Origin of the sequence: Micromonospora sp. RTP1Z1, from assembly GCF_033804685.1 — a bacterium.
Taxonomy (GTDB): Bacteria; Actinomycetota; Actinomycetes; order Mycobacteriales; family Micromonosporaceae; genus Micromonospora.
Genome location: NZ_JAPFQV010000003.1, coordinates 66,683 through 91,409 on the forward strand (window position 1 = coordinate 66,683; position 24,727 = coordinate 91,409).

Consider the following 24,727-nt stretch of genomic DNA (forward strand, 5'->3'; position numbering starts at 1 on the left):
TGCGGGCCTGATCCTGCTGTCGGCGGACACCGGCCCAGCCTACGGGCCTGATCCCGCAACGGCAGGGCACCAGGCGGTCGTCCTGCCGCGGCGCGCCGTCGTTCCGCCTGCCGTCCGTGGCCCGTGTCGCCATTCCCCGCTGTGCCGCCTTCCACTCGCGCCACCGTCTCGTCCTCCCCACGCCGCGTGGCTGCGGGCCGCCGGCCCGGGGCCACGGGTCGGCGCGCCGTCAGGGGGTGGCTGACCGGGCCCTGGACAGGGGAAACTGGTCGTACGAAGAGGACGGTGCCAGCGTCCGCCGAGCGGACGTGACGACGACCGTGCCGGTGTCGCTGCCGACCCGGGGGTTCCGAGCGCTCCGGCCGGTGGGCCATGCCGGAGCTGTCACGGCGCCGGACCGGCCTGGTGGTGTCACGGTGCCGAGCCGGGCCGGTGGAGTAGCAGGGGTGATTCGCGAGGCGGAAGGAGCGGCGTCGGTCCGGAAAGGCGACGCCGCCGAAAGGAGGGACTGAGCGTGGGGGTGGATGCCGTTCTCTACCGGCTGGTCCGGGCGGGCCCCGGCCGGCGTCGCCCGTCGCACGTCGCGGCCGACGTGGTTGCCGACCCCGACGACGTACTGCTCGACCTGTTGACGCGGGTGCGGGGCGCGGGTCGTACGCCGTTGCTCGACCGCGTCGATCCGCTTGGTGAGCTGGTGGTCGGTGCCGAGTCGGCGCCGCAACTCCTCGCCGAGCTGCGCTGCCTGGCGGAGGTGGCCCGGGCGTCCACGGAGGTGGACCGGGTCCGCCGGCTCGCGCTGCTCGTCCGCCGCTGCGTGACCAGCCGGGACGTGGAGATCCGCTTCGAGGGCGACTGAGCCCGCCGCACCATCGCCCCGGTCGGTTCTTCCGGTGCCGGCTGGCGGGGTTGCGGGGCGGACTCAGCCGGGCGGTGGTGGCGCGCCTGCCGGGCGGGTGCCGCTCGGGCGCCGGTCCGGTGGTGGGGCGAGCGCGTACCCGCCGTCCCGGCGGACCACCAGCCCCAACTCCTCCAACAGGGACAGCTTGCCCGACCAAGAACCCTAATCCCTCCGGTCTAGCTTCGGCTCGACCCTGATCCGGGAGGCCCGTCCAGCTCGCTGGGCGGGCCTCCGCCGTCACGATCATGATCATGACTGTGTCCGGGGCGGCCAGCACGCCCACGAACGGCCACAAGGCGCCCCCCATCTACCAGCGCCGGCACGGTGGCGGTGTGGTGCGGCGCCTGGAACGGTGGTCGGTGCAGCCGCCCGTCGGACGGGGAGCACGCCGGCGATCGACTGCAGCGCGGTGACCTCCAGCGCGGCGTCGTCGCCCAGGTCGGGCAGGATCGACGGCAGGCGTTCGGCCAGCATGGTCTTGCCCGCGCCAGGCGGCCCGAGCAGCGCGAGGTGATGGCTACCGGCGGCGGTCACCTCCAGCGTCCGTCGGCCCAGCCCCCTGGCCGGCCACGTCGGCCAGATCCGGCCGCGTCGACGCGGTCCTGGCTTGGCACACCGACCGGCTGCACCGGTCCCCCACCGAGCTGGAGGAGTACATCACCGCGTGCGAGCCGCGCGGCGTGCCCACGTACACCGTCAAGGCCGGCCCGCTCGACCTCAGCACCCCGAGCGGCCGTATGGTCGCGCGCCAGCTCGGCGCCGTCGCCCGGTACGAGGTGGAGCACCAGGTCGAGCGGCAGCAGCGCGCCAAGCTCCAGGCCGCTGCGGACGGGAAGTGGGGCGGCGGGCGGCGGCCGTATGGCTATGAGCCGGACGGGGTGACGCTGCGGCCCGACGAGGCCCGGGCGGTCGCCGAGGCCACCGACGCGATCCTGTCCGGGGCGAGCGTGCGGTCGCAGGGCGCCGCGATGAATGCTCGCGGACTGGTCACCTCGACCGGCCGATCGTGGACGCCGCAAGAGCTGCGGAAGGTGCTGCTGCGCGCGCGCAACGCGGGGCTGCGGGAGCACCGAGGCGAGGTGGTCGGGCCGGCCGCCTGGCCGCCGCTGGTCGACGAGGACCGCTGGCGCGCGCTGGTGTCGGTGCTGACCCACCCCGGCCGCCGTACGCAGTGGTCCTCGGCGCGCCGGTGGCTGCTGAGCGGCCTCGCGCTCTGCGGCGTGTGCGGGTCGCCGGTACGCGCCACGCTGCTCAACAGCACCCGGGGCGGCGTGCCGTCCTACACGTGCAAGGCGACGAAGTGCGTGGTGCGCAACGCCGTCGAGCTGGACCAGTACGTCGGCGCGATCGTCGTCGAGCGGCTGTCCCGGCCGGACGTGGTCCACCTGCTCGCCGCTTCCGGCCGGCCCGACGCGGACAAGCTCCAGCTCGACGGGTCGGCGTTGCGCGAACGGCTCGACGGCCTGGCGGCGGCGTACGCAGACGGCGCGATCGACGTCCGCCAGCTGCGCGAGGGCTCGGAGCGGCTGCGGGCCCGGCTCGCCGAGGTGGAGGAGCAGATGGCCGCTGCTGGCCGGGGCGACGCGCTCGCTGGCCTGGTGGGCGCGACGGACCCGGCCGCAGCGTGGGACGCCCTGGACCTCCACCGCCGGCGGGCGGTCGTCGACACGCTGATGGTGGTGACGATCCAGCGGACCCGCAAGGGCCGGCCGTCCGGCTGGACGCCGGGCAGCTCGTACTTCGATCCCTCAACGATCGAGTTCACTTGGAGGACCACATGAGCCGCGAGGTACGGCACGAGGTCGGCCTGGACATCACGTGCCGGACCCACCCGGGCGAGGTGCTGTTCTGGCCAGGGATGGCGCTGGACGAGTCCCGCACGATGCGGGAGGCCGGCCCGAAGCACTTCCCTCGCGGCATCGCGCACGAGTGCGGCGAAGCGAGCACACCGACCTACGCCGCAGCCTCGCCGGCCGGGATGGCCGGTACTTCGCTCCCGCCTTTGACCGCCTGGTCGAGGCGGGGCAGATCGCCATCGAAGGCATCGACGGTGGTGCGCGCGGATACCGCCTGATCGGTAGTGCGTCGTGATCGCCAGATCCGGTTGGACAGTTGGACGTTGTCCAACCGGGGTCGACGGAAACGGCCCATCACGATCTTCTATATCCCCAGGTCAACAGCAAAAGGTTCATCTATATAGGGGCCGGCGGGGTGGGGGTCGGTTGGACAGGGCGCCGCACCGGGCAGCCTCCCCCGGCCAAGAATCCATGGCAGCGCTCCTTGGCTCCCGCGCCAGTCAAGCTTTCTCTCCCCGCGATGCGCGGGCCGGTTTTTGGGAGGGTGACGCAGGTGTCGGACTTCGCACCGTTACCCGTACGCGCCGACGGCCTGGTTCCGCTTCGTCATGCCGGTCAGGGTGGGCTCTGCCCGGTCGGTCGGGCCGTCCCCCTCGGTCTTACCGTGGACAACCGAAGGGGTTGTGGACGGCCAGACGATCATGCCGGTGCCGTGCTAGGAGCCGGCTCGACGGTCACCGAACGTGCACCCGTGATGACCGGACCCGTGTCGTACGGACCTGGGGTGTCGTCGTCAGGCGGCCGGATGGCGCGGGTGGAGCCGGTCGCATACCGTGCCCGTCGTGGACGGACGACAGAGCTTTCCCGAGGATCAGCAGGGGTCGCGCTGGAGCGACCCCGGATACGCCGAATCGGACTGGCGCGGCGGGGGCGACCCGCGCTACCGCGACGACCTCCGGCCGCCGGAGCAGCGCGCCGACGCGGACCAGGGTCGGTACGCCGACCCGATGACCTCGCGGTACGACGATTCGGGGCGTTTTGGTGCGGTCGACCCGCTCGGTGACGGACGGCCGGAAACCGAGGGCTACCGGCCGCCCAGGTCCCGGCGGGGGGAGGATCCGGAGATCTCCGGCGAGCTGCCCGGTGAGCGCGGCGGCCGCCGGGCGGCCCGGGAGGGCGCGGATCAGCTCGCCACCGGCGTCCGGGAGGGTGTCGGCGGCCGGGACCCGCTCGGCGCGGACCGGATGCCCGACGCGTTACGACCCGCTCCCCTCGGCGGCTACCCGATCGTCGAGCCGACCCACGCCGCTCCGCCGTCGTTCCCGGCGGGCGGCCCGCCCCCGCACCCGCTGGAGATGCCGACCGGGCCGATGCCGTCGGTCGCGCCCCGGCTCGACCCCCCGCCGGCCGGCGACGGCGTCTACCGGACCCGTCGGCCGGCGCTGGCGGTGCTCCTCGTGGCGCTGACGCTGGTGTTCGAGGTCCCCGCCCTGCGGGTCCTCCTGCACGGACTGGTGGGCAACCCCGTCTCGGCCTCCGACGTGGTGGTGGGGACGTTCCTGGTCGCCGGGCTGCCGATCTTCGCCGCCGGCCTGTACGGGCTGCGTACCGGTGGACTGGCGCTCGCCGAGGGCAGCCGCGGCTGGCTCCGCCCGCCGACGGCCTACCTGACCGTCGGGCTGGTGCTCTTCGTCGCCGCCGCGCTCGGCGCCCGCTGAGCGATCCGCCGGGGGCCGGCTGAGCCCGTCCGGCGCCGGGCGTCGGGCCTGACCCTCATGCCGGGCGCCGGGCCTGATGCCGGGGACCGGTCCGGGCCGTACGCCCGGAGCGTGACGGTGCGGGGCGTTCCCGCACCCCGGGGCTGCCGGGCGGAGAAGGGGCGTACACTGGTCAACTGGCGACCGCCTCGCGCGGTCGACCTCGCGCGCCCTCTCCACGGTTCGTCGTGGGGCGACGGCCTCCCTGGTCCCGATCTTGGTCGGGCCCACCATGGCCGGCGACCAGGCGCCAGGACGCCCGGCCACCGGCCGGGCGTGACAACCAGGGATCTTGAGGAGTACCCCATGGCCGTCGTGACCATGCGTCAGCTACTGGAGAGCGGTGTCCACTTCGGGCACCAGACCCGGCGCTGGAACCCGAAGATGAAGCGCTTCATCATGACCGAGCGCAACGGTATCTACATCATCGACCTGCGCCAGACCCTCGAATACATCGAGAAGGCGTTCGAATTCGTGCGCACCACGGTGGCCGAGGGCGGCAGCATCCTCTTCGTCGGCACCAAGAAGCAGGCCCAGGAGGCCATCGCCGAGCAGGCGACCCGGGTCGGCCAGCCGTACGTCAACCACCGCTGGCTCGGTGGCATGCTGACCAACTTCCAGACGGTGTACAAGCGCCTGCAGCGGATGAAGGAGCTGGAGGCGCTGGGTGACCTGAGCGGCACCACCGCCGGTTACACCAAGAAGGAGACCCTGCAGCTCTCCCGCGAGAAGATCAAGCTCACCCGCACCCTGGGTGGTCTGCGGGACATGCAGAAGCTCCCGGCCGCGATCTGGGTGGTCGACACCAAGAAGGAGCACATCGCCGTCGACGAGGCCCGCAAGCTGGGCATCCCGGTGATCGCGGTCCTCGACACCAACTGCGACCCGGACGATGTCGACTTCCCGATCCCGGGCAACGACGACGCCATCCGCTCGGCGGAGCTGCTGACCAGAGTCGTGGCGGCCGCCGTCGCCGACGGCCTGATCGCCCGTTCCGGCCGTCGCCGGGGCGGCGACGAGAAGCCGGAGCCGGGTCAGGTCGGCACCGACGAGCCGCTGACGGAGTGGGAGCGCGAGCTGCTGGAGCAGCCGAAGAAGGCCGACGAGCAGCAGCCGACCGCGCAGCCGCAGGCCGAGCAGCAGCCGGCCGCGCAGCCGCAGACCGAGCAGCCGGCTGCCGCTGCCGCGGAGTGATCGCGCCGCCGCGTCCCCACCGTCCGATTTCGCGGCCGGTGGGGCGCGGCGGGTAGCCGGGCACATCCGGCCCGGATCCGGGTAACCCGGCAGTCAGACCATCCCACCGCAGTCTCAACATCGAAGAGAGAGTCATGTCCAACTTCACCGCCACGGACGTCAAGAAGCTCCGCGACCTCACCGGCGCCGGCATGATGGACTCCAAGAAGGCGCTGACCGAGGCCGAGGGCGACTTCGACAAGGCCATCGAGATCCTGCGCGTCAAGGGTGCCAAGGACGTTGGCAAGCGGGCCGGCCGCACCGCCGCGAACGGCCTGGTCGCGCACTCCGGCAAGGCGCTGCTCGAGCTCAACTGCGAGACCGACTTCGTCGCCAAGAACGACGCCTTCGTCGCCCTGGCCCAGCAGCTGGTCGAGCACGGCGAGCGCAGCGGCGTCAGCACCGCCGAGGAGCTGCTGGCCAGCTCGATCGACGGCAAGCCGGTCGCCGAACTGATCCAGGAGCAGTCCGTCAAGATCGGCGAGAAGCTGGTGCTCAACCGCTTCGCCAAGCTGGACGGCACCACCGCGGTCTACCTGCACCGCAAGAGCCAGGACCTGCCGCCGGCCGTCGGCGTGCTGGTGGAGTACGCCGGCAAGACCGACGAGGCCGGCGACGCCGACGCCCGCGGTGTCGCCATGCAGATCGCCGCGATGCGGCCGAAGTACCTCACCCGGGACGAGGTGCCGGCCGAGGTCGTCGAGTCCGAGCGGCGCATCGCCGAGCAGACCGCCCGCGAGGAGAACAAGCCCGCGGCGGCGCTGCCGAAGATCATCGAGGGCCGGGTGAACGCCTTCTTCAAGGACTACGTCCTGATCGAGCAGGCGTCGGTGGCCGACAACAAGAAGACGGTGAAGCAGATGCTGGCCGAGGCCGGCATCGAGGTGAGCCGCTTCCTGCGGTTCGAGGTCGGCCAGGCCTGAGCCGCAGCTCGGGCGTCTGACGCCCATGGGCATGTAACGAAGACGAGGAGGCCGCCGGTGTACGTGACAGGCACCGCGGCCTCCTCGTCACATAGGGTCGGCAGCGGCAGGTACGGGGCACGCGGCGCACGCGAGGTGCGCGAGGGAGGGCGGGGCGGATGACGCAGGTTGTGAGTGACCGGAGCCTGGCGGCGGATGATCCGACCGCCCCACCGCCCGGCCGGGCTCGTCGGGTGGTGCTGAAGCTCTCCGGCGAGGTCTTCGGCGGTGGCGCGATCGGCGTCGACCCGGACGTGGTGCAGGCCATCGCCCGACAGATCGCCACCGTGGTGCGCCGCGGCGTGCAGGTCTCCGTGGTGGTCGGCGGCGGCAACTTCTTCCGCGGCGCCGAGCTGCAGAAGCGCGGCATGGACCGGGCCCGGGCCGACTACATGGGCATGCTCGGCACGGTGATGAACTGCCTGGCCCTTCAGGACTTCCTGGAGAAGGAGGGCATCGAGACCCGGGTGCAGAGCGCGATCACCATGGCCCAGGTCGCCGAGCCGTACATCCCGCTGCGGGCCATCCGGCACCTGGAGAAGGGCCGCGTGGTGATCTTCGGTGCGGGTGCCGGCATGCCGTACTTCTCCACCGACACGGTCGCCGCCCAGCGCGCGCTGGAGATCCGCGCCGACGTGGTGCTGATGAGCAAGAACGGCGTGGACGCCGTCTACACCGCGGACCCCCGGATCGACCCGACCGCCAGCAAGCTGGACACGATCACCTTCTCCGAGGCGCTGCGCCGCAACCTGCGGGTGGCCGACGCGGCGGCGTTCAGCCTCTGCATGGAGAACGGCCTGCCGATGCTGGTCTTCGGCGCGCAGGGCGACGACACCATCGTCCGCGCCGTCGGCGGTGAGAAGATCGGCACCCTGATCACCGCCTGAGCGCCCCCGCTCGAGCGGCAGCGTCCTCCGACACGACATCAGCAGAGCCCACGACGAGTAACAGAAGGAGGCGAGGAGACCGGTGATCGACGACACCCTCCTCGAGGCCGAGGAGAAGATGGAGCGTGCGGTCGAGCACGCCAAGGAAGAGTTCGGCGTCATCCGCACCGGTCGCGCCAACGCCGCCATGTTCTCCAAGGTCATCATTGACTACTACGGCACCCCCACCCCGCTGCCCCAGATGGCCTCCATCGGCGTTCCCGAGCCGCGCATGGTGATCATCAAGCCGTACGACAACTCGCAGATCAACGCCATGGAAAAGGCGATCCGCGACTCCGACCTCGGCGTCAACCCGAACAACGAGGGCAACCAGCTCCGCATTCTGCTCCCGCAGATGACCGAGGAGCGGCGCCGCGAGATGATCAAGGTCGCCCGGCACAAGGGCGAGGAGGCCAGGGTGGCCGTCCGCAACATCCGCCGCAAGGCCAAGGAAGAGCTGGACCGCCTGGTCAAGGACGGCGAGGTCGGCGAGGACGAGGGCCGCCGCGCCGAGAAGGACCTGGACGACCTGACCCAGCGGTACGTCGCCACCGTCGACGAGCTGGTCAAGCACAAGGAAGCGGAGCTGCTCGAGGTCTGAGCCGCCCGACGACCCGCCACGGCACCGGTGTGCCGCCGCCCGCCCGGGTGGCGGACCCGGTGCCGTCGTCGTCGTGGGGCCATCGTCCGCCGTGCCGGCTTCGCGGGTGCAGTAGGCTCGGCACGATTCCCACCCACCATGGGGTGAACGGCGGGGATCGGCTGGCCGTCGGGCCGGTCAACCGGAACAGTCGCGCCTGTAGGGGATGGTCTTGGTCTTGCGTCAAGTGGTGGAACTCGTACCGCATCCGCTCGGTGCGTGATGTCCCACCCCGACCCCTACGGCGCCGCCGAGCCCCGCGGCTGGGACCGGCCTGACGGCCCGCCCGCGCTGCCCTGGCCCGAGCCTGACCTCGAACCGGGGCTGTGGCGCCAGCCCGGCGCCAACTCCGAGCTGTACGCCGAGCCGCACGGCCGGCCCCGGCCGACGGCCGACCCGTACCCCGGTCCCGCCGGCGACCCGTACGTCCGACCGGACGTCGACGGCCGTCGGCCCGGCCCGTACGACGAGCGACCCGGCCGGGCCAACGGCCGTCGAGACCGGGACCACGGCGACCCGGACCGGGACCGTCGCGACGCCGCCCCCGGCCGCCGGGCCCCCGGCCACGCCGACCGCGGCTACCGCGCCCTCGACGACGAGGGCCGCGCCTACCGGGACGCCGACCGGGGTTTCCGGGACGCCGACCGCGACCACCCCGGCAGCCGGGACACCGGTCGGGAGGATCCGCGCCGGCCGGCGGGCCCGGACCGGGGTCGCCCCGCGGCGGGGCCGTGGGGCGACCGGCCCGGCGCACCGGACGACGAGTACCCGACCGCGCAGATCGCGCCGGTCCGCGACGAGCCGGACCCCGAGCCCGAGCGGCCGGGCCGCCGGACGCGGGGGCGGCGGCGGGCCAGCGTGGACCGGCCGCCCACCCAGCAGGCCGCGCCCAGCCGGGCCGGCCGCAACCTGCCGGCCGCGATCGCGGTCGGGCTGGGCCTGGGCGCGGCGATCCTGGTGCCGCTCTTCTTCTACCCGCCGGCGTTCCTCGCCGTCGTCGTCGTCGCCGTCGCGGTCGGCACCTGGGAGATGGCCCGCGCGGTACGCCGCAGCGGCGCCCACCCGCCGCTGGTGCCGCTGATCGCCGGCGGGGCGATCACCGTCGGGCTGGGCTGGTTCGCCGGCCCGGACGCGTTGAGCCTCGGCCTGCTGGTCACCGTGCTGGGCACGATGATCTGGCGGTTGGGCGACGGCCCGGGCAACTACCAACGCGACCTCACCGCGGCCACCCTCATCGCGGTCTACGTGCCCTTCCTCGCCGGGTTCGCGGCGATGCTGGCCGCCGCCCCCGGGGACGGTCAGCTGCGGGTGCTGGTCACCCTGGTCGCCGTGGTGCTCTCCGACACCGGCGGGTACGCGGCCGGCGTCTCGTTCGGCAAGCATCCGATGGCACCGTCGATCAGCCCGAAGAAGTCCTGGGAGGGCTTCGCCGGATCGGTCGCCGCGGCGGCGACCGGCAGCGCCCTGCTGATCTGGCTGCTCTTCGACGTGTCCCCGTGGTGGGGCGCGCTGTTCGGGATGGCGATCTCCTGCGCGGCGGTCCTCGGTGACCTCGCCGAGTCGATGATCAAGCGGGATCTCGGCGTGAAGGACATGAGCAACCTGCTCCCCGGGCACGGTGGCCTAATGGACCGGCTCGACTCGATCCTCTTCGCCGTGCCGACGGCTTACCTGCTGCTGGCGGTCTTCGTGCCGGTGGTGGGCTGAGTCATGAATCACGTCGGCGGGCGCGACTCCTCCACGCGGTCAGGGCCGATTTGGCACGTACGGACGGCTGCGCCCCGCTCCGGGCGTGTCAGACTGGACTCGCCATGACGAGCCTGCCCCTGATCTCCGTAGACCCCGCCGCCCGCGGCCGCCGACCCGCGATGCCTCCCCGTCACCTCGCCGACCTGGACCTGCCGGGCCGGCAGGCGCTCGTCACCGAGCTGGGCGAGCCGGCGTTCCGCGCCAAGCAGGTCTCCAACCACTACTTCGGCCGGCTGGTCCGCGACCCCGCGCAGATGACCGACCTGCCGGCGGCCACCCGGGAGCGGCTCGCCGGGTCGCTGCTGCCCACCCTGCTCACCCCGGTGCGCGAGCTGGCCTGCGACGACGGGGCCACCCGCAAGGCGCTGTGGCGGCTGCACGACGGCTCGCTGGTGGAGAGCGTGCTGATGGGCTACCCGGACCGGGTGACCGTCTGCATCTCCAGCCAGGCCGGCTGCGGCATGGCCTGCCCGTTCTGTGCCACCGGCCAGGCCGGGCTGACCCGCAACCTCTCCACCGCGGAGATCGTCGACCAGGCGGTCTACCTGGCCGGGGTGGCCGCCTCCGGCGTGGTCGCCGGTTCGCCGCCGCGGCTGTCCCACGTCGTCTTCATGGGCATGGGCGAGCCGCTGGCCAACTACTCGCGGGTCGTCGCGGCGATCCGCCGGCTGGTCGCCCCCGCGCCCGAGGGGCTCGGCCTGTCCCAGCGGCACATCACCCTTTCCACGGTGGGGCTGGTTCCGGCCATCCGCCGACTGGCCAGCGAAGACCTCTCAGTGACTCTTGCGTTGTCGCTGCACGCCCCCGATGATGAGCTGCGCGACGAACTCGTCCCGGTCAACCAGCGCTGGAAGGTATCCGAGGTGCTGGACGCGGCGTGGGAATACGTAGCCACGACGGGTCGTCGCTTGTCGATCGAGTACGCGATGATCAAGGACGTGAACGACCAGCCGTGGAGAGCCGATCTGCTCGGGCGGCTGCTGGCCGGCAAGCTGGCCCACGTGAACCTCATCCCGCTCAACCCGACTCCGGGCAGTCGTTGGGACGCCAGCCCGAAGCCGGTCGAGCGGGAGTTCGTCCGGCGGTTGCGCGACGCCGGGGTGTCGACCACGGTGCGGGACACCCGGGGACGCGAAATCGACGGTGCATGTGGGCAGCTCGCCGCCGCCGAGGACAGGGACACCGACCCGCCGCGCGAGGCGACGGCGTGACCGGGCGTAGCGAACGAGACCAGGAGACATAGTGGCGAGTCAGGGTCAGCGTTTCCGGCGTAAGGCGCTCCGCCGGGGATACAAGGTCGACGAGGTGGACGCCTTCCTGGACCGGGTCGAGGCGACCCTCGCCGGCCAGCCGGTCGGCGCGCCCGCGGCCTCCCAGGAGGTGCACGACGTCGTCTTCCGGGTCCGCTTCAACGGCTACGACGAGTGGCAGGTCGACCTGCACCTCGACCGGGTGGAGCGGCAGCTGGCCGAGCTGGAGGAGCGCGGTGGCGTCCCCGGCGGCCGGGGCGGCGATCCCCGGATGGCCGACCGGCTCGGCCCGCCGATGCGCGACGACCGCGGCCTGTCTCCGGTACCGCAGCCGCCCATGCCACCCCGGGCGATGCCCGCGCAGGCCGGCCCGCCCGCCGACCGCTACGGCCGGTACGACGAGCCGACCGGCGCCTTCGCCGGCGGGTACGACGCCCCGCGCGGCGGGTACGACGCCCCGCGCGGCCCGGGCGGCCCCGGCCCGACGGGTCCGGGTGCCCCGATGGGGCACGGTGGCCAACCGCCGCGCGGCCTGCCCCCGGGCCCCAGCGGATACGGCCAGGACCCGGGTGGATACGGCCAGGAGGGGCCGCGCTTCGACGGCTTCGAGGCCGGCCGGCACGGCCGGGCCGACATGACCGCCGAGATCCGGATGTCCGAGCGGGAACTGCGTGACGTGCGCGGTCGTGGCCCGGCCGGGCCGCCGGCCCTGCCGCAGCAGGGCATGGGCGGGGGCCCCGGGATGTCCGGTCCGCCGATGGCCGGCCCGCCCGTCGGTGGCCCGCCGATGGTCGGCCCCCCGATGGCCGGCCCGCCCGGGAGCGAGCTCTACCGGGTGGACCAGATCCGCCGCAGCTTCCAGGTGCGCCGCTTCGGCAGCGGGTACGACCCGGACCAGGTCGACCGCTTCTTCGAGAGCCTGCTCGGCGGCATGCAGGGCCGCAACCAGATGCCGGTGAACCCGAAGGACCTGGACACTCTGCGCTTCGGCCTGGTGCCCGGTGGCTACTTCGAGGCCGAGGTCGACGCCGCCCTCAAGGACGTGCAGGACATCCTCTTCGGCCGCTGAGCCTGTACGACGACGAAGGCCCGCCCCGAGGAGGGGCGGGCCTTCGTGCGTTACCGGGTTCCGGACGTCGACCGGGTCAGGACCGCAGGCCGTTGCGGCGCAGCACCGAGTCGCCGATGACGATGGCCAGCAGCAGTGCGGCGATGCCGATCAGCCAGATGTCCTCGACCTTGCCCTCGTGGTTGCCGCAGAGCGCCATCATCACCAACACCACCGCAGAGAGCACCGCGCCGATCTGCCCCGACTTGCGGTGCCCGGGCTTGTGCTGATCTGGCGCGGTTACCGGCTCGCTTCCTGCCACTGTCGGTCCTTCCCTCGCGATCGGATCTCCGATTAGTCTGGCACGCCCCGTGCCCGGCTCGGCGCAGGGTCCGACCGGATGGGGGACCGCATGACCCGCGAGGACGACCGGGAGCTGCACCGGACGGCGTACGAGGCGTGGGAAGCGGAGAACTGGCCGGTCGCCGGGGAGCTGCTGGAGCGGTTGGCGCGGCGGCACCCGGACCATCCCCGGGCCGGGATCTGGTGGTACGACGCGGCGCTGGCCCACAAGTTCCTGCGCAACTGGGCGAAGGCGTACGAGCTGGGCCGGGAGGCGGCGGCACGCGCGGAGCGGGGCGGCCAGGACCCGGCGTTCTGGAACCTGGGCATCGCGGCGACGATCGTGGAGGACTGGGACACCGCCCGGGACGCCTGGCGGGGTTACGGCCTGACCGTGCCCGACGGCGACGGCGAGATCATGGCCGACTTCGGGGTCACCCCGATCCGGCTGAACGCGGACCGGAGCGGCGGCGAGGTGGTCTGGGCGCGGAGGCTCTGCCCGACCCGCGCGCAGGTGCTGAACGTCCCCACCCCGGAGTCCGGGCGCCGGTACGGCGAGGTCGTGGTGCACGACGGGGCGCCGAACGGGGAGCGGGAGGTGGACGGCCGGACGTACTCCGTCTTCGACGAGCTGCTGCTGTTCCGGGCGTCGGAGCTGCCCACCTCGTCGGTGACGGTGGCCGCCCACGTCGAGGACGTCCGGGCCCTGGCGGCGCTCTTCGGCGAGCACGGGTACGCGGCGGAGCCCTCCAGCGGCGTGCAGGTGATCTGCGCCTGCTGCAGCGAGGGCAACGTGTCGCAGAACGCCGACCACGTGGTCGGGGGCGAGCAGGTGGTGAACGTGGCCGCCCCGGTCGACGAGATCCCGGCGCTGATGGAGCGCTGGCGGGCCGCCGCCCCGGAGCGGCGGAGCTGGACGGAACCGGCCCAGGGCTGAGCGTCCGGGCCGTTGGGCCCCTCTTCGGCCGGGCGGAACGGCACTAGCGGCGTCGCGGGTCGGCGACCACACTGCCTCCGGTAGCGTCTTGACGTACACCTTGATTGTCTTTTTGAGGGGGACTGCGGTGCGAGTGACCGGTACGGGGCATGCCAGCATGCGGATCGACACGCCCGCAGGCAGCATCCTGTGCGACCCGTGGGTCAATCCGGCCTACTTCGCCTCCTGGTTTCCGTTCCCGGACAATTCGCTGCTGGACTGGGAGACCCTGGGCCAGGTCGACTACCTGTACGTCTCGCACCTGCACCGGGACCACTTCGACGCCAAGCACCTGCGGGACCACGTCTCGAAGGACGCCACCGTCCTGCTCCCCGAGTTCCCCACCTCGGAGATGGAGGACGAGCTGCGGGAGCTGGGCTTCACGAAGTTCCTGAAGGCGCCGAACGAGCAGGTCGTGGAGCTGCCCGGCGGCCTGAAGGTCATGATCCAGGCGCTCACCAGCCCGACCGACGGCCCGATCGGTGACTCCTCGCTCTGGGTGGAGTACGACGGGGTCCGGCTGCTGAACCAGAACGACGCCCGCCCGACCGACCTGACGGTCTTCGCCGAGCTGGGTCACGTGCACGCCCACCTGCTCCAGTTCTCCGGCGCGATCTGGTACCCGATGGTCTACGAGCTGCCGCAGGCGGCGAAGACCGCGTTCGGCAAGCAGAAGCGGGACCGGCAGTTCGACCGCACCTGGCGCTACATCGACGATCTGAAGGCCGACCACGTCTTCCCGATCGCCGGGCCGCCGTGCTTCCTGGACGACGCGCTGTGGCAGTTCAACGACATCCACGGCGACGAGGGCAACATCTTCCCCGACCAGTCGGTGTTCCTGGAGGAGTACGCGAAGGTCGGCGGCACCAACGGCATCGTGCTGCTGCCGGGCAGCGTCTCCGAGGTCACCACCGAGGGCGCGACCACCACCCACCCGGTGCCGGTGGCGGAGTTCTTCGCCGAGAAGGTCGCCCACCTGGAGGAGATGCGGGAGCGCAAGCGTCCGGTCATCGAGGCGGAGAAGGCGTCCTGGCGGCACCCCGAGGTGGATGTGCTCGGCGAGATGAAGCGCCGGATCGAGCCGCTGCTGGACGAGTCGATCTACCTGGCCAAGGGAGTCGGCGGCCCGGTCCGCTTCGACCTGGTGGGGACTGACGACTCAGGCGGGGAGACGATTGAGTCGATCGTGGTGGACTTCCCGGGCAAGGAGGTCCGGCCGTACGCGGACGAGAAGGTGCGTTACCGGTTCCGGACCGAGCGGTCGCTGATCGAGCACCTGCTGCACATCGGCGAGGTGGACTGGGTCAACTCGCTCTTCCTGTCCTGCCGCTTCTCGGCGGCCCGGATCGGCCAGTACAACGAGTTCGTCTACGCCTTCTTCAAGTGCCTCTCCGAGGAGCGCCTCCAGTACGCCGAGGGCTGGTACGACGAGCACGAGCGGGCCGTCGACGCCGAGGACATCACGCTGGACGGCTGGGTGATGCAGCGGCGCTGCCCGCACCTGAAGGCGGACCTGACCCGGTTCGGCATCGTCGAGGGCGACCAGCTCACCTGCCAGCTGCACGGCTGGAAGTTCGACCTGTCCAGTGGCCGCTGCCTGACCAGCGTCGGCCACAAGATCCGCGCCCACCGCGCCGACGCCGAAGCCCCCGCCCCGGCCGGCGGGGCGGCCAGTTAGGTTTCGCCGCGCACGCCGCCCCCGCCGGGTGACCATCAGATCAGAGGACATCCGGCAGGGGCGGGGGCGGCGTGACGGGGGCGGACAGGGAGTCGGGGTACCGGTTCCGGCGGAGCAGCGAGATGGCCCGGGATTCCGCCCGGGTGGAGGCGTTCAGCGACGCGGTGATCGCCATCGTGCTGACCGTGATGGCGGTGGAACTGCTCCAGTTCGGCCCGGACACCCCGAAGGACAAGGGGCTGGCGGCCGCGCTCGCGCACGAGTGGCGCTCCTACCTGGCGTACGTGATCACCTTCGCCATCGTCGGCCAGATCTGGCTGACCCACCACAACATGTGGCGGTACGTGGTCCGGGTCGACCAGATGCTGCTGGTGTTCAATCTGGCGCTGATGCTCTTCGTGGCGGCGATCCCGTTCACCGCCAACCAGCTCTCGGACCACCTGCGGGGCACCGACGCGGATCAGCAGCTGTCCGCCGCGCTCTACGTCGGCACGGTGCTCGGTGAGGCACTCTTCTTCAACCTGAGCTGGTGGTGGGCCCGTCGACGCAATCTGCTCCACCCGGACCTGGACCCCCGGCTGGCGAAGGCGGTGGCCCGCCGGTACCGTCTCGGCCCGCTGCTCTACCTGATCGCCTTCGCCGTCGTCTTCATCGACCCCATCCTCAGCCTCTGCGCGTACCTCCTCCTGGTCGGCCTCTACCTGATCCGCGGCCCCGGCGACCTGCCGTCGACGGCCCGGACGTGACGCCGGCGGGGGTGGGGTCAAGGAGGGGCCCCTGCGCCAGCGGAGGCGGCAACAAGGGACCCCTCCTTGACGCCTCACCGGTTGAGGTCGGTGAGGATGCGGCGGGCGGCGTTGTGGCCGGCGGCGCCGATGACGCTGCCGGCGGGGTGGCAGCCGGCGCTGCCGGCGTACACGCCGTCGACGCCGGTGGCGTACGGCATGCGGTCGGTGAACGAGACGGTGTTGTCGACGTGGTGGATGTGGCCGCCGGTGATGCCGAAGTGCGCCTCGATGCCGGGCGGGGGGAGCGGCACCGCGTCGGCGATCAGGTCGCCGGCGCCGGGGGCGTACCGCTCGCAGATCTCGATCAGGCGCGACACGTAGCCGGGCAGCGCCTCGTCCCAGGTGGTGCCGGCCAGCTCGTACGGGACCGACTGGACGAAGAGCGCCGACGAGTGGTGCCCGGCCGGGTCCGACAGCGACGGGTCGACGGTGGTGTGCAGGTACCACTCGATGGTCGGCTCCTCCGGCAGCCGCCCCGCCTGCACGTCCGCCCACATCGCCCGCAGCGCCGTCATCGGCGACTCGCCGCCCGCGCGCACCAGCGACGCCGAGCCGGGCAGCAGGTGGATGGTGGAGCCGAACGGGCTCGGCGCGTCCGCCGGCAGGCAGGAGAAGCGGGGCAGCCCGGTCAGCGCCAGGTTGAGCTTGAGGGTGGTGCCGGTGCGGCGGTTCGCCGCCATCCGCTCGCCGAGCGGCGCCGGCAGCGCGCCGTCGGGCAGCAGCTCCATCAGCCGGTACGGGTCGCAGGCTCCGAGCACCACGGACGCGGCGACCGACCGGCCGTCGGCCAGCACCACCCCGCTGGCCGCGCCGCCGTCCAGGGTGATCGCGGTGACCGGCGTACCGGTCAGGATCGTCGCCCCGGCGGCGCGGGCGGCGTCGGCGAACGTCCGCGAGACGGTGCCCATGCCGCCCTCGGCGATCATCCAGGTGCCGCCCGCGCCCGGCAGCCGGCACATGTTGTGCGCCAGGAAGTTGTGCCCGGTGCCGGGGTCGTCCGGGCCGGCGTTCAGCCCGGAGAGGCCGTCGGTGACCGCGTACATACTGACCAGCAGCTCGGAGCGGAAGTCGAAGCGGGCCAGGTAGTCGGCGACCGAGCCGCGGACCAGGTCGACGAAGACCTGGCGCAGCGCCGGCCGGACGTACCGCTCGGCGGTCTCCTCCACCGGCAGCGGCTCGGTGAGCCAGGCCGGCGCCAGGTCCTCCCGGAGCGCCGCCAGCTCGGCCTGCAGGGCATCGTCGGCGGCCACGTCGGCGGGGGAGAAGAACTCAGCGAGCTGCCGCCGGGTGGCCGCGGTGTCACTGCCGAAGAGCAGGTACGGCGAGCCGAGGCCGCCCGGGGTGGGCAGGAAGTAGTGCGGGTCGCGGCGCAGCACCGGGATGCGCACGTCGAGCGTGGCGAGCAGCTCCGGCGGCATCAGCCCGAGCAGGTACGACCCGGTGGAGTGGCGCAGCTCCGGGACCTTCGGGAACGGGTTCTCGGTGCGGGTGGCCCCGCCGATCACCTCGGCCGCCTCCAACACCAGCACGTCGAGGCCGGCGCGGGCCAGCAGGATCGCCGAGACCAGACCGTTGTGCCCGGACCCGACGATCACGACGTCGGCGCGGGACGGCAGCTCACTCGCTTCGCTCATGCCCGGGCAGCCTAGTGCCGCGCGGCCTCCGTGGGGAGGTCGTCGCGGTGCTTTTCGGCCCGGCAACCCACGACGAGGTGTTCCTGCGGCTACGAGACGCCGCGCTGGTGACCCGCTTCGTCCGCCGCCATCCCTCGCCCATCGGGACCTCCTTCCCCCTGGGGCGGCCCAGCACGGATTACCATCCGCCGGCATGACGATCGTCTCGACCGACCGCCTGGTGGTCCGCGACTGGACCGAGGACCGGGCGGACCTGGACCGGATCTACGACATCTACTCCCGCGACGAGGTGATGCGCTGGTTGGGCGGCGGATCGGGGCGGATGACCGACCCGGCGGAGGCGGCGGAACGGGTCCGGTCCTGGCGGGACCGGTACGCCCCGTACGGCGACCGGTACGGCCTCTGGGCGATCGAGCCGCGAGCCGCCGGCCGGGCGGCGGGCAGCGTGCTGCTCAAGCCGCTGCCGGGCCGCGCCGGCGTCACCCCCACCGACGACATCGAGGTCGGCTGGCACCTGCACCCCGACTCCTGGGGGCACGGCTACGCCACCGAGGCGGCCCGGGCGGTGCTCGACCGGGAGTTCGCCACCGGCATCCGGCAGGTCCACGCCGTGGTGATGGCGGGCAACGAGGCGTCGATGGCGGTGGCCCGCCGGCTCGGCATGGCGCACGTCGGCGTCCGCACCGACTGGTACGGCGGCGCCGAACTGGAGACCTTCGTGCTGCGCGCCGACTGACCGCCTCCCCGGCGCGCCACGCTGTCGCGGCGGATCCGCGGGGCCCCGCTTCTCCTCACGCCGCGAGCCGGGCCCGCACCGCCCGTAGCAGCCCGGCCTCGACGCCCGTCCCCGTCAGGTACGGCGTGGCCCCGCCGTACCGCCGATCGAGATGGGTGAGGGTGTTGAGCATCGCCAGCCGCGAGCAGCCGTCCGTGGCCGCGTAATCGTCCGCGATCTCGTCCGGGGCGACGCCCGCCACCGCGAGCAGGAGCGCGACGAGGACACCGGTTCGGTCTTTGCCGGCGTGACAGTGCACGACGACACCACCCGGTGGCGCCTCGGCCGCGACCCGAAAGGCCGCGCCGATCCGGTGCCGGTTGTGGTCCAGCATCGGGCTGTATGAGTCGGGCGGTGGTACGTAGTCCAGCACCTCGTTGAGCAGGGGCGAGTGCCGGTAGGGGGCGTCACGCGCGAACGGGCTCGGGTTCCGTTCGCACTCCCGCGCCCGGCGCAGGTCGATGATTCGGCTCACCGAACTGTCCCGCACGGCTTGCACCGCCGGCCCGGTGAGCAGGTCATGGCCGTCCGACCGCAGCAGGGCGCCGACGCGGATTCGGCGACCGTCGCTCGTGGGGGTGCCGCCGAGGTCGCGGGCGTTGCGGCAGTCCGGCCAGTCCAGCATTACTCTCGCGCTCCTCCGGTCGGCGACGAGGGGACCTCGACTCAACCGCTCGCCCGGCCGGCCGTCAACCCGGTCGCTCGCTTGAGGGGGTGCCGTGACCCGCTGGTGTGGCCCGCCGGTGGAGGAACCGGACAGCGGGGAGTGAGGCTCCCAGCGGGCGTTCAGGACGCCTGGGGAAGAATGGCCGGGTGACCTCTCCCCGTGACCTCGTCCTGCTCGGGTCCACCGGCTCGATCGGTACCCAGGCCATCGACATCGTCCGGCGCAACCCGGACCGGTTCCGGGTGGTCGCGCTCGGCGCCGGCGGTGGCAACGTCGAGCTGCTCGCCGCGCAGGCCCTGGAACTCGGGGTCGAGGCGGTCGGGGTGGCCAAGGCGTCCGCCGCGCAGGACCTCCAGCTCGCCTTCTACGCCGAGGCGAGCCGGCGCGGCTGGGCCACCGGGGACTTCAAGCTTCCCAAGATCGTGGCCGGGCCGGACGCGATGACCGAGCTCGCCGGGTGGCCGGCCGACGTCGTGCTCAACGGGGTCGTCGGCTCGCTCGGGCTGGCGCCGACCCTCGCCGCGCTGCGCGCCGGTCGTACCCTCGCCCTGGCCAACAAGGAGTCGCTGGTGGCCGGCGGCCCCCTGGTGAAGGCCGCGGTGACGCGGCCGGGGCAGATCGTTCCCGTCGACTCGGAGCACTCGGCGCTGGCGCAGTGCCTGCGCGGCGGCAGCCGGGGCGAGGTGCGGCGCCTCGTGGTCACCGCCAGCGGGGGCCCGTTCCGTGGCCGACGCCGCCACGAGTTGACCGAGATCACACCCGCGCAGGCGCTGGCGCACCCCACCTGGAACATGGGGCCGGTCGTCACGATCAACTCCGCGACCATGGTCAACAAGGCGCTGGAGGTGATTGAGGCGCACGAGCTGTTCGACGTGCCGTACGCCGACATCGAGGTGATGGTCCACCCGCAGTCGGTGATCCACTCGATGGTCGAGTTCATCGACGGCTCGACCCTCGCCCAGGCCAGCCCGCCGGACATGCGGCTGCCCATCGCGCTCGGCCTCGGCTGGCCCGACCGGGTGCCGGAGGCGGCCGCCGCGGTCGACTGGACGAAGAGCCACACCTGGGAGTTCTTCCCGCTGGACGACGCCGCCTTCCCGGCGGTGGCGCTGGCCAAGGCGGCCGGCGAGGCGGGGCGCTGCCGGCCGGCGATCTACAACGCGGCCAACGAGGAGTGCGTCGCCGCGTTCGTCGCCGGGCGGCTGCCGTTCCTCGGCATCGTCGACACCCTCCAGCGGGTGCTGGAGGACGCTCCCGACTTCGACGAACCAGGTACCGTCGAGGACGTGCTCGCCGCCGAGTCGTGGGCACGTACGCACGCCCAGGAGATCATCGTGGCGTCGGTGGAAGGAGCCTGATGGCAAACCTGCTCGGGGTAGTGCTCTTCGCGGTGTTCATCCTCGTCTCGGTCAGCCTGCACGAGGCCGGGCACATGCTCACCGCGAAAGCCTTCGGGATGAAGGTCACCCGCTACTTCGTCGGCTTCGGTCCGACCCTCTGGTCCTTCAAGCGGGGCGAGACCGAGTACGGCGTCAAGGGCATCCCGCTCGGCGGCTTCTGCAAGATCGTCGGCATGACCCCGCAGGACGACGACGTCGACCCGGCCGATGAGCCGCGCGCCATGTGGCGGTACCCGGTCTGGAAGCGGACGATCGTGATGTCCGCGGGATCGATCGTCCACTTCACGCTGGCCCTGGCCGCGCTCTGGATCATGGCGGTCTCCGTCGGCCTGCCCAACCCGAAGTTCCCCGCCACGGAGAAGGAATTCCTCGCCGAGCCGGCGGTGGTCGCCCTCGCCCCGTGCGTCGTGGTGGAGAACGCCGGCCGCGCCTGCCAGGCCGGCGACCCGGCCAGCCCGGCCGCGCAGGCCCAGCTCCGCGACGGCGACCGGATCACCGCGGTGAACGGCAAGCCGGTGCGCAGCTGGGGCGACATGCTCGACGTGGTCCGCGCCACGCCGCCCGGCAAGGCCGCCGTCGACTACGTGCGCGACGGCGCCGCGGCCACCACCGCCATCGACCTCGCCGCGGTGCAGCGCCCGCCGCTGGGGAACCCCAAGGGCGCCACCTCGGCGGTCTCCGCGATGGGCGTCGCGCTCCGACCCACCACCCCGCAACTGCTCGAGTACGGCCCGGCCGGCGCCGTCGGCGCCACCGCCGACTTCACCGGCACCATGGCGGTGCAGACGGCGCACGCCATGCAGCGGATCCCGCAGAAGGTCCCCGCCCTGTGGACCGCCATCACCGGCGGCGAGCGGGACGTGGACACCCCGATCAGCGTGGTCGGCGCCAGCCGGCTCGGCGGCGAGTTCGTGGCGAACGACGCCTGGTGGTCGTTCTTCATGCTCTTCGTCTCACTGAACTTCTTCATCGGCGTGTTCAACCTGCTGCCGCTGCTCCCGCTGGACGGGGGCCACATCGCCATCGCCTGGTTCGAGCGGGCCCGGTCCTGGCTCTACGCCCGGATCGGCCGGGCGGACCCGGGTCGCGTCGACTACCTCAAGCTCATGCCCATCACGTACGCGGTGATCCTGATCGGTGGCGTGTTCACGCTGCTGACCGTCACCGCGGACGTCGTCAACCCGATCACGCTCTTCCCAAGGTGAGTGCCTGAAGTGACCGCTGTCAGTCTCGGTATGCCCCCCGTACCGCCGCCGCCGCTCGCCCCGCGTCGGGCCAGCCGCCAGATCATGGTCGGCTCGGTACCGGTCGGTGGGAGCGCACCGGTCTCGGTGCAGTCCATGACCACCACCCTGACCTCCGACGTCAACGCCACCCTCCAGCAGATCGCCGAGCTGACCGCGTCCGGCTGTCAGATCGTCCGGGTCGCCGTGCCGTCGCAGGACGACGTCGAGGCGTTGCCGGCGATCGCCCGCAAGTCGCAGATCCCGGTGATCGCCGACATCCACTTCCAGCCGAAGTACGTCTTCGCCGCGATCGACGCCGGCTGCGCGGCGGTCCGGGTCAACCCGGGCAACATCCGGCAGTTCGACGACAAGGTGAAGGAGATCGCCAAGGCGGCCGGCGACGCCGGGGTGCCGATCCGGATCGGCGTCAACGCCGGCTCGCTGGACAAGCGGCTGCTCGCCAAGTACGGCAAGGCCACCGCCGAGGCGCTGGTCGAGTCGGCGCTGTGGGAGTGCTCGCTCTTCGAGGAGCACGGCTTCCGGGACATCAAGATCTCGGTCAAGCACAACGACCCGGTGGTGATGATCCGGGCGTACCGCCAGCTCGCTGAGCAGTGCGACTACCCGCTGCACCTGGGCGTCACCGAGGCCGGCCCGGCGTTCCAGGGCACCATCAAGTCGGCGGTCGCCTTCGGCGCCCTGCTGGCCGAGGGGATCGGCGACACGATCCGGGTCTCGCTCTCCGCCCCGCCGGTCGAGGAGATCAAGGTCGGCAACCAGATCCTGGAGTCGCTCGGTCTGCGCGAGCGTGGCCTGGAGATCGTCTCCTGCCCGTCGTGCGGCCGGGCCCAGGTCGACGTCTACAAGCTCGCCGAGGAGGTCACCGCCGGCCTGGAGGGGCTGCCGGTGCCGCTGCGGGTGGCCGTGATGGGCTGCGTCGTGAACGGCCCGGGGGAGGCCCGCGAGGCCGACCTCGGCGTCGCCTCCGGCAACGGCAAGGGCCAGATCTTCGTCAAGGGGCAGGTCGTCAAGACCGTCCCCGAGGCGCAGATCGTGGAGACGCTGATCGAGGAGGCGCTCCGGATCGCCGACGAGATGGGCGCCGACCTCCCCGAGGAGCTGCGCGACATGGTCCCCGGTCCCCGGGTCACCGTCCACTGACGCCCCGCCGCACCGCGCCCCCTGCGCGCCGTGCGGCGCACTTTCACGGAAAGAGTGGCTATTCCACGTGGAATAGCCACTCTTTCCGTGAATGAGGGCGGATCTTTCGGGGTGCGCGGCGGGAAAGTGAGCCCGTCACTCCGTCTCGGCGAGGATGGCGTAGAGCTTGCGGCGGGTCTCGTCGAGCACCTGGGCGGCCCGTTCGCGCTGGTCGTCGGTGCCGGTCGTCATCACCTGGCGCAGCGCGTTCATCGCCTGCGCGCCGGCGTCCCGGATGTCGTGCCAGCTGTTGACCGTGTTCTCGGCGAACTCCGCCCAGGGCGGGGTCTGCGCCGCCTCGGTGGCCTCCGCGTGCCCCTGGTCGGTGAGGGTGAACCGTTTGCGGCCGCCGCCGGACTCCTCGGTGGCCGCGATGACGCCCTCGTCCTCCAGCAGTTGGAGGGTGGGGTAGATCGACCCGGGGCTGGGCCGCCAGGCCCCGCCGGTGCGGGAGTCGATCTCCTGGATCATCTCGTAGCCGTGCATCGGCCGTTCGGTGAGCAGGGCCAGCATGGCGCCCCGGACGTTGGGGCGTCGGCCCCGGCCCCGACCGCCCCGGCCGCCTCGCCCGCCGTGACCGTGCGGCCCCGGGGGGAACGGCGGGCCGGGCGGGAACGGCGGGAAGCCGAAGCCGCGCATCCGGGCCTCGTGCATCGCGTGCATCCGGTGGTGGAATCCCATCGGACTCTCCTTATCTTCGTAGTGTCGCTGATGCATCGACGATATATCGGCAACCCATCGGCGACAAGACGATGGTGAGTGTGGGCAGAAAACCATACGTACGTCTTGCTAGCTGCCCGGCGTGCGCCTGCTTCCCGAACCGGGCTCGGCCCGGACCTCACGCCGGTCCCGGTCGGCTGACCCGGTCATCAGGTCGGCCGGCGCGCCCCCTGGCCGATCTGGCAGGCTGGTAGCCGTGCTGACGGTGCCGGTACGCCAACTGGGGGAATCGGAGCGCCGCGCGGTCGAGCGGTTGCTCGATCTCGATCCGTTCGCGGGCGCGCAGGTGGCCGAGCGGGTGGCCGCCCGCGGGCTGGCCTGGTGGCGGTCCGACGGCCGGATCCTGGGCTACGGCGCCCGACGCAGCCTGGAGTCGATCTGCTGGCTGGGTGGCAACCTCACCCCGGTGCTCGCCACCGAGTCGGCGGTCGCCGCCTTCGCCGAGCAGCTCGGCAGCGAGGAGCGGATCTGCTCGTCGATCGTCGGGCGGGCGGACGCGGTGCTGGGACTCTGGGACCGCCTCTCCGGGCAGTGGGGACCGGCCCGGGACGTACGCCCCAACCAGCCGCTGCTGGCCACGGACGCGCTGCCGACGGTGGCGGCCGACCCGGAGGTGCGGCGGGTGCATGGCGGCGAGGTCGACCGGCTCTTCCCTGCAGCGGTGGCGATGTACACCGAGGAGGTCGGGGTCTCGCCGCTGACCGAGGACGGCGGGCGGGGCTACCGGCGACGGGTGGCCGACCTGGTCCGCGCGGGCCGCGCGTACGCCCGGTTCGTCGACGGCGCGGTGGTCTTCAAGGCCGAGCTGGCCGTGGTGACCCGGCGGACCGCCCAGGTCCAGGGGGTCTGGGTGGCGCCGGAGTGGCGGGGGCGGGGGATCGCCACCTCGGCGATGGCGGCGGTGGTCCGGGACGCGCTGGTCCGGGTCGCGCCGACGGTCAGCCTCTACGTCAACGACTTCAACCTGCCGGCCCGGCGGGTCTACGAGCGCTGCGGCTTCCGGCCGGTCGGCACGCTCGCCACCGTGCTCTTCTGACCCGGGCATGGCCGGGATCACGTTCT

22 protein-coding genes and 2 pseudogenes are annotated in these 24,727 nt (G+C 72.5%); 19 read left to right on the forward strand and 5 right to left on the reverse strand.

From position 1 onward, the window contains the following. The first annotated feature begins 514 nt into the window (after window positions 1-514). The gene (locus SLP03_RS02640; protein WP_319458865.1) at window positions 515-856 is read left to right on the forward strand and encodes a hypothetical protein; all 342 of its coding nucleotides are present in this window, start codon (window positions 515-517) and stop codon (window positions 854-856) included. Between the two features lie 320 nt (window positions 857-1,176). Here the strand turns inward: SLP03_RS02640 and SLP03_RS02645 are convergent. Continuing rightward, a pseudogene (locus SLP03_RS02645) lies at window positions 1,177-1,487 on the reverse strand (ATP-binding protein); the annotation flags it as partial. 34 nt (window positions 1,488-1,521) lie between these two features. Here SLP03_RS02645 and SLP03_RS02650 point away from each other — a divergent pair. From SLP03_RS02650 to SLP03_RS02695, 10 genes and pseudogenes are all read left to right on the forward strand, one after another. Beyond that, entirely contained in the window at window positions 1,522-2,679 is a 1,158-nt protein-coding gene (locus tag SLP03_RS02650; protein ID WP_319458962.1) for a recombinase family protein, read from the forward strand. Continuing rightward, complete coding sequence (locus SLP03_RS02655; protein WP_319458866.1) at window positions 2,676-2,972, forward strand: hypothetical protein; 297 nt, start codon at window positions 2,676-2,678, stop codon at window positions 2,970-2,972. The genes SLP03_RS02650 and SLP03_RS02655 overlap by 4 nt, the downstream gene beginning before the upstream one ends. Before the next feature lie 527 nt (window positions 2,973-3,499). Beyond that, window positions 3,500-4,412 (forward strand): annotated as a pseudogene (locus SLP03_RS02660) (hypothetical protein). A gap of 345 nt (window positions 4,413-4,757) precedes the next feature. Then, window positions 4,758-5,645: a 30S ribosomal protein S2 gene (gene rpsB / locus SLP03_RS02665; protein ID WP_319458868.1), complete on the forward strand. Its 888-nt coding sequence runs from the start codon at window positions 4,758-4,760 to the stop codon at window positions 5,643-5,645. 134 nt (window positions 5,646-5,779) lie between these two features. Beyond that, window positions 5,780-6,607 carry a translation elongation factor Ts gene (gene tsf / locus SLP03_RS02670; protein ID WP_319458869.1) on the forward strand — a complete coding sequence of 276 codons (828 nt, stop codon included), beginning with the start codon at window positions 5,780-5,782 and terminating at the stop codon, window positions 6,605-6,607. Between the two features lie 158 nt (window positions 6,608-6,765). Continuing rightward, entirely contained in the window at window positions 6,766-7,533 is a 768-nt protein-coding gene (gene pyrH, locus SLP03_RS02675; RefSeq protein ID WP_319458870.1) for a UMP kinase, read from the forward strand. 82 nt (window positions 7,534-7,615) lie between these two features. Next, window positions 7,616-8,173 carry a ribosome recycling factor gene (gene frr / locus SLP03_RS02680; RefSeq protein ID WP_319458871.1) on the forward strand — a complete coding sequence of 186 codons (558 nt, stop codon included), beginning with the start codon at window positions 7,616-7,618 and terminating at the stop codon, window positions 8,171-8,173. 261 nt (window positions 8,174-8,434) lie between these two features. Then, complete coding sequence (locus SLP03_RS02685) at window positions 8,435-9,919, forward strand: phosphatidate cytidylyltransferase (protein ID WP_319458963.1); 1,485 nt, start codon at window positions 8,435-8,437, stop codon at window positions 9,917-9,919. A 104-nt stretch (window positions 9,920-10,023) separates the two neighbouring features. Beyond that, window positions 10,024-11,172 carry a 23S rRNA (adenine(2503)-C(2))-methyltransferase RlmN gene (gene rlmN, locus SLP03_RS02690; protein ID WP_319458872.1) on the forward strand — a complete coding sequence of 383 codons (1,149 nt, stop codon included), beginning with the start codon at window positions 10,024-10,026 and terminating at the stop codon, window positions 11,170-11,172. Window positions 11,173-11,203: 31 nt separating this feature from the next. Further along, window positions 11,204-12,280, forward strand: a complete 1,077-nt coding sequence (locus SLP03_RS02695; protein ID WP_319458873.1) for a DivIVA domain-containing protein — start codon at window positions 11,204-11,206, stop codon at window positions 12,278-12,280. A 76-nt stretch (window positions 12,281-12,356) separates the two neighbouring features. Here the strand turns inward: SLP03_RS02695 and SLP03_RS02700 are convergent, their stop codons facing one another. Further along, window positions 12,357-12,581: a DUF2631 domain-containing protein gene (locus SLP03_RS02700; RefSeq protein ID WP_319458874.1), complete on the reverse strand. Its 225-nt coding sequence runs from the start codon at window positions 12,579-12,581 to the stop codon at window positions 12,357-12,359. Between the two features lie 78 nt (window positions 12,582-12,659). On the opposite strand from SLP03_RS02700, the gene SLP03_RS02705 reads away from it, so the two are divergent. The 3 genes from SLP03_RS02705 to SLP03_RS02715 all read left to right on the forward strand — a co-directional run bounded on the left by SLP03_RS02705 (window position 12,660) and on the right by SLP03_RS02715 (window position 16,001). Beyond that, window positions 12,660-13,538: a tetratricopeptide repeat protein gene (locus SLP03_RS02705; RefSeq protein WP_319458875.1), complete on the forward strand. Its 879-nt coding sequence runs from the start codon at window positions 12,660-12,662 to the stop codon at window positions 13,536-13,538. Window positions 13,539-13,665: 127 nt separating this feature from the next. Beyond that, window positions 13,666-15,255 carry a Rieske 2Fe-2S domain-containing protein gene (locus SLP03_RS02710; protein WP_319458876.1) on the forward strand — a complete coding sequence of 530 codons (1,590 nt, stop codon included), beginning with the start codon at window positions 13,666-13,668 and terminating at the stop codon, window positions 15,253-15,255. Between the two features lie 122 nt (window positions 15,256-15,377). After that, complete coding sequence (locus tag SLP03_RS02715) at window positions 15,378-16,001, forward strand: TMEM175 family protein (protein WP_319458877.1); 624 nt, start codon at window positions 15,378-15,380, stop codon at window positions 15,999-16,001. 74 nt (window positions 16,002-16,075) lie between these two features. Here the strand turns inward: SLP03_RS02715 and SLP03_RS02720 are convergent, their stop codons facing one another. Beyond that, window positions 16,076-17,677, reverse strand: a complete 1,602-nt coding sequence (locus SLP03_RS02720; RefSeq protein WP_319458878.1) for an NAD(P)/FAD-dependent oxidoreductase — start codon at window positions 17,675-17,677, stop codon at window positions 16,076-16,078. A 193-nt stretch (window positions 17,678-17,870) separates the two neighbouring features. Between SLP03_RS02720 and SLP03_RS02725 the strand changes: the two genes are divergently transcribed. Continuing rightward, window positions 17,871-18,413: a GNAT family N-acetyltransferase gene (locus SLP03_RS02725; protein WP_319458879.1), complete on the forward strand. Its 543-nt coding sequence runs from the start codon at window positions 17,871-17,873 to the stop codon at window positions 18,411-18,413. A 55-nt stretch (window positions 18,414-18,468) separates the two neighbouring features. Here the strand turns inward: SLP03_RS02725 and SLP03_RS02730 are convergent, their stop codons facing one another. Beyond that, entirely contained in the window at window positions 18,469-19,077 is a 609-nt protein-coding gene (locus SLP03_RS02730) for a tyrosine-protein phosphatase (RefSeq protein WP_319458880.1), read from the reverse strand. 188 nt (window positions 19,078-19,265) lie between these two features. Here SLP03_RS02730 and dxr point away from each other — a divergent pair, with 188 nt between their 5' ends. The 3 genes from dxr to ispG are packed head-to-tail and all read left to right on the forward strand — an operon-like array spanning window position 19,266 to window position 22,906. Continuing rightward, window positions 19,266-20,477 (forward strand): 1-deoxy-D-xylulose-5-phosphate reductoisomerase, encoded by a 1,212-nt coding sequence (gene dxr, locus SLP03_RS02735; RefSeq protein WP_319458881.1) that lies wholly within the window; start codon window positions 19,266-19,268, stop codon window positions 20,475-20,477. Beyond that, the gene (locus SLP03_RS02740; protein ID WP_319458882.1) at window positions 20,477-21,724 is read left to right on the forward strand and encodes a site-2 protease family protein; all 1,248 of its coding nucleotides are present in this window, start codon (window positions 20,477-20,479) and stop codon (window positions 21,722-21,724) included. Before dxr ends, SLP03_RS02740 begins: the two co-directional genes overlap by 1 nt. Window positions 21,725-21,733: 9 nt before the next feature. Further along, entirely contained in the window at window positions 21,734-22,906 is a 1,173-nt protein-coding gene (ispG, locus tag SLP03_RS02745; protein ID WP_319458883.1) for a flavodoxin-dependent (E)-4-hydroxy-3-methylbut-2-enyl-diphosphate synthase, read from the forward strand. A gap of 135 nt (window positions 22,907-23,041) precedes the next feature. Here ispG and SLP03_RS02750 read toward each other — a convergent pair whose 3' ends face one another. Further along, window positions 23,042-23,626, reverse strand: coding sequence for a PadR family transcriptional regulator (locus SLP03_RS02750; RefSeq protein WP_319458884.1), 585 nt, complete (start codon window positions 23,624-23,626; stop codon window positions 23,042-23,044). A 235-nt stretch (window positions 23,627-23,861) separates the two neighbouring features. Between SLP03_RS02750 and SLP03_RS02755 the strand changes: the two genes are divergently transcribed. Next, window positions 23,862-24,701, forward strand: coding sequence for a GNAT family N-acetyltransferase (locus tag SLP03_RS02755; RefSeq protein WP_319458885.1), 840 nt, complete (start codon window positions 23,862-23,864; stop codon window positions 24,699-24,701). The last annotated feature ends 26 nt before the right edge of the window (window positions 24,702-24,727 follow it).

Excerpts from the sequence above, each read along its gene's own strand:
- SLP03_RS02655 (WP_319458866.1), top strand. The coding sequence starts at position 2,676 with ATGAGCCGCGAGGTACGGCACGAGGTCGGCCTGGACATCACGTGCCGG.
- rpsB (WP_319458868.1), top strand. The coding sequence starts at position 4,758 with ATGGCCGTCGTGACCATGCGTCAGCTACTGGAGAGCGGTGTCCACTTC.
- tsf (WP_319458869.1), top strand. The coding sequence starts at position 5,780 with ATGTCCAACTTCACCGCCACGGACGTCAAGAAGCTCCGCGACCTCACC.
- pyrH (WP_319458870.1), top strand. The coding sequence starts at position 6,766 with ATGACGCAGGTTGTGAGTGACCGGAGCCTGGCGGCGGATGATCCGACC.
- SLP03_RS02685 (WP_319458963.1), top strand. The coding sequence starts at position 8,435 with ATGTCCCACCCCGACCCCTACGGCGCCGCCGAGCCCCGCGGCTGGGAC.
- rlmN (WP_319458872.1), top strand. The coding sequence starts at position 10,024 with ATGACGAGCCTGCCCCTGATCTCCGTAGACCCCGCCGCCCGCGGCCGC.
- SLP03_RS02705 (WP_319458875.1), top strand. The coding sequence starts at position 12,660 with ATGGGGGACCGCATGACCCGCGAGGACGACCGGGAGCTGCACCGGACG.
- SLP03_RS02715 (WP_319458877.1), top strand. The coding sequence starts at position 15,378 with ATGGCCCGGGATTCCGCCCGGGTGGAGGCGTTCAGCGACGCGGTGATC.
- SLP03_RS02720 (WP_319458878.1), bottom strand. The coding sequence starts at position 17,677 with ATGAGCGAAGCGAGTGAGCTGCCGTCCCGCGCCGACGTCGTGATCGTC.
- SLP03_RS02725 (WP_319458879.1), top strand. The coding sequence starts at position 17,871 with ATGACGATCGTCTCGACCGACCGCCTGGTGGTCCGCGACTGGACCGAG.
- SLP03_RS02730 (WP_319458880.1), bottom strand. The coding sequence starts at position 19,077 with ATGCTGGACTGGCCGGACTGCCGCAACGCCCGCGACCTCGGCGGCACC.
- SLP03_RS02740 (WP_319458882.1), top strand. The coding sequence starts at position 20,477 with ATGGCAAACCTGCTCGGGGTAGTGCTCTTCGCGGTGTTCATCCTCGTC.
- SLP03_RS02750 (WP_319458884.1), bottom strand. The coding sequence starts at position 23,626 with ATGGGATTCCACCACCGGATGCACGCGATGCACGAGGCCCGGATGCGC.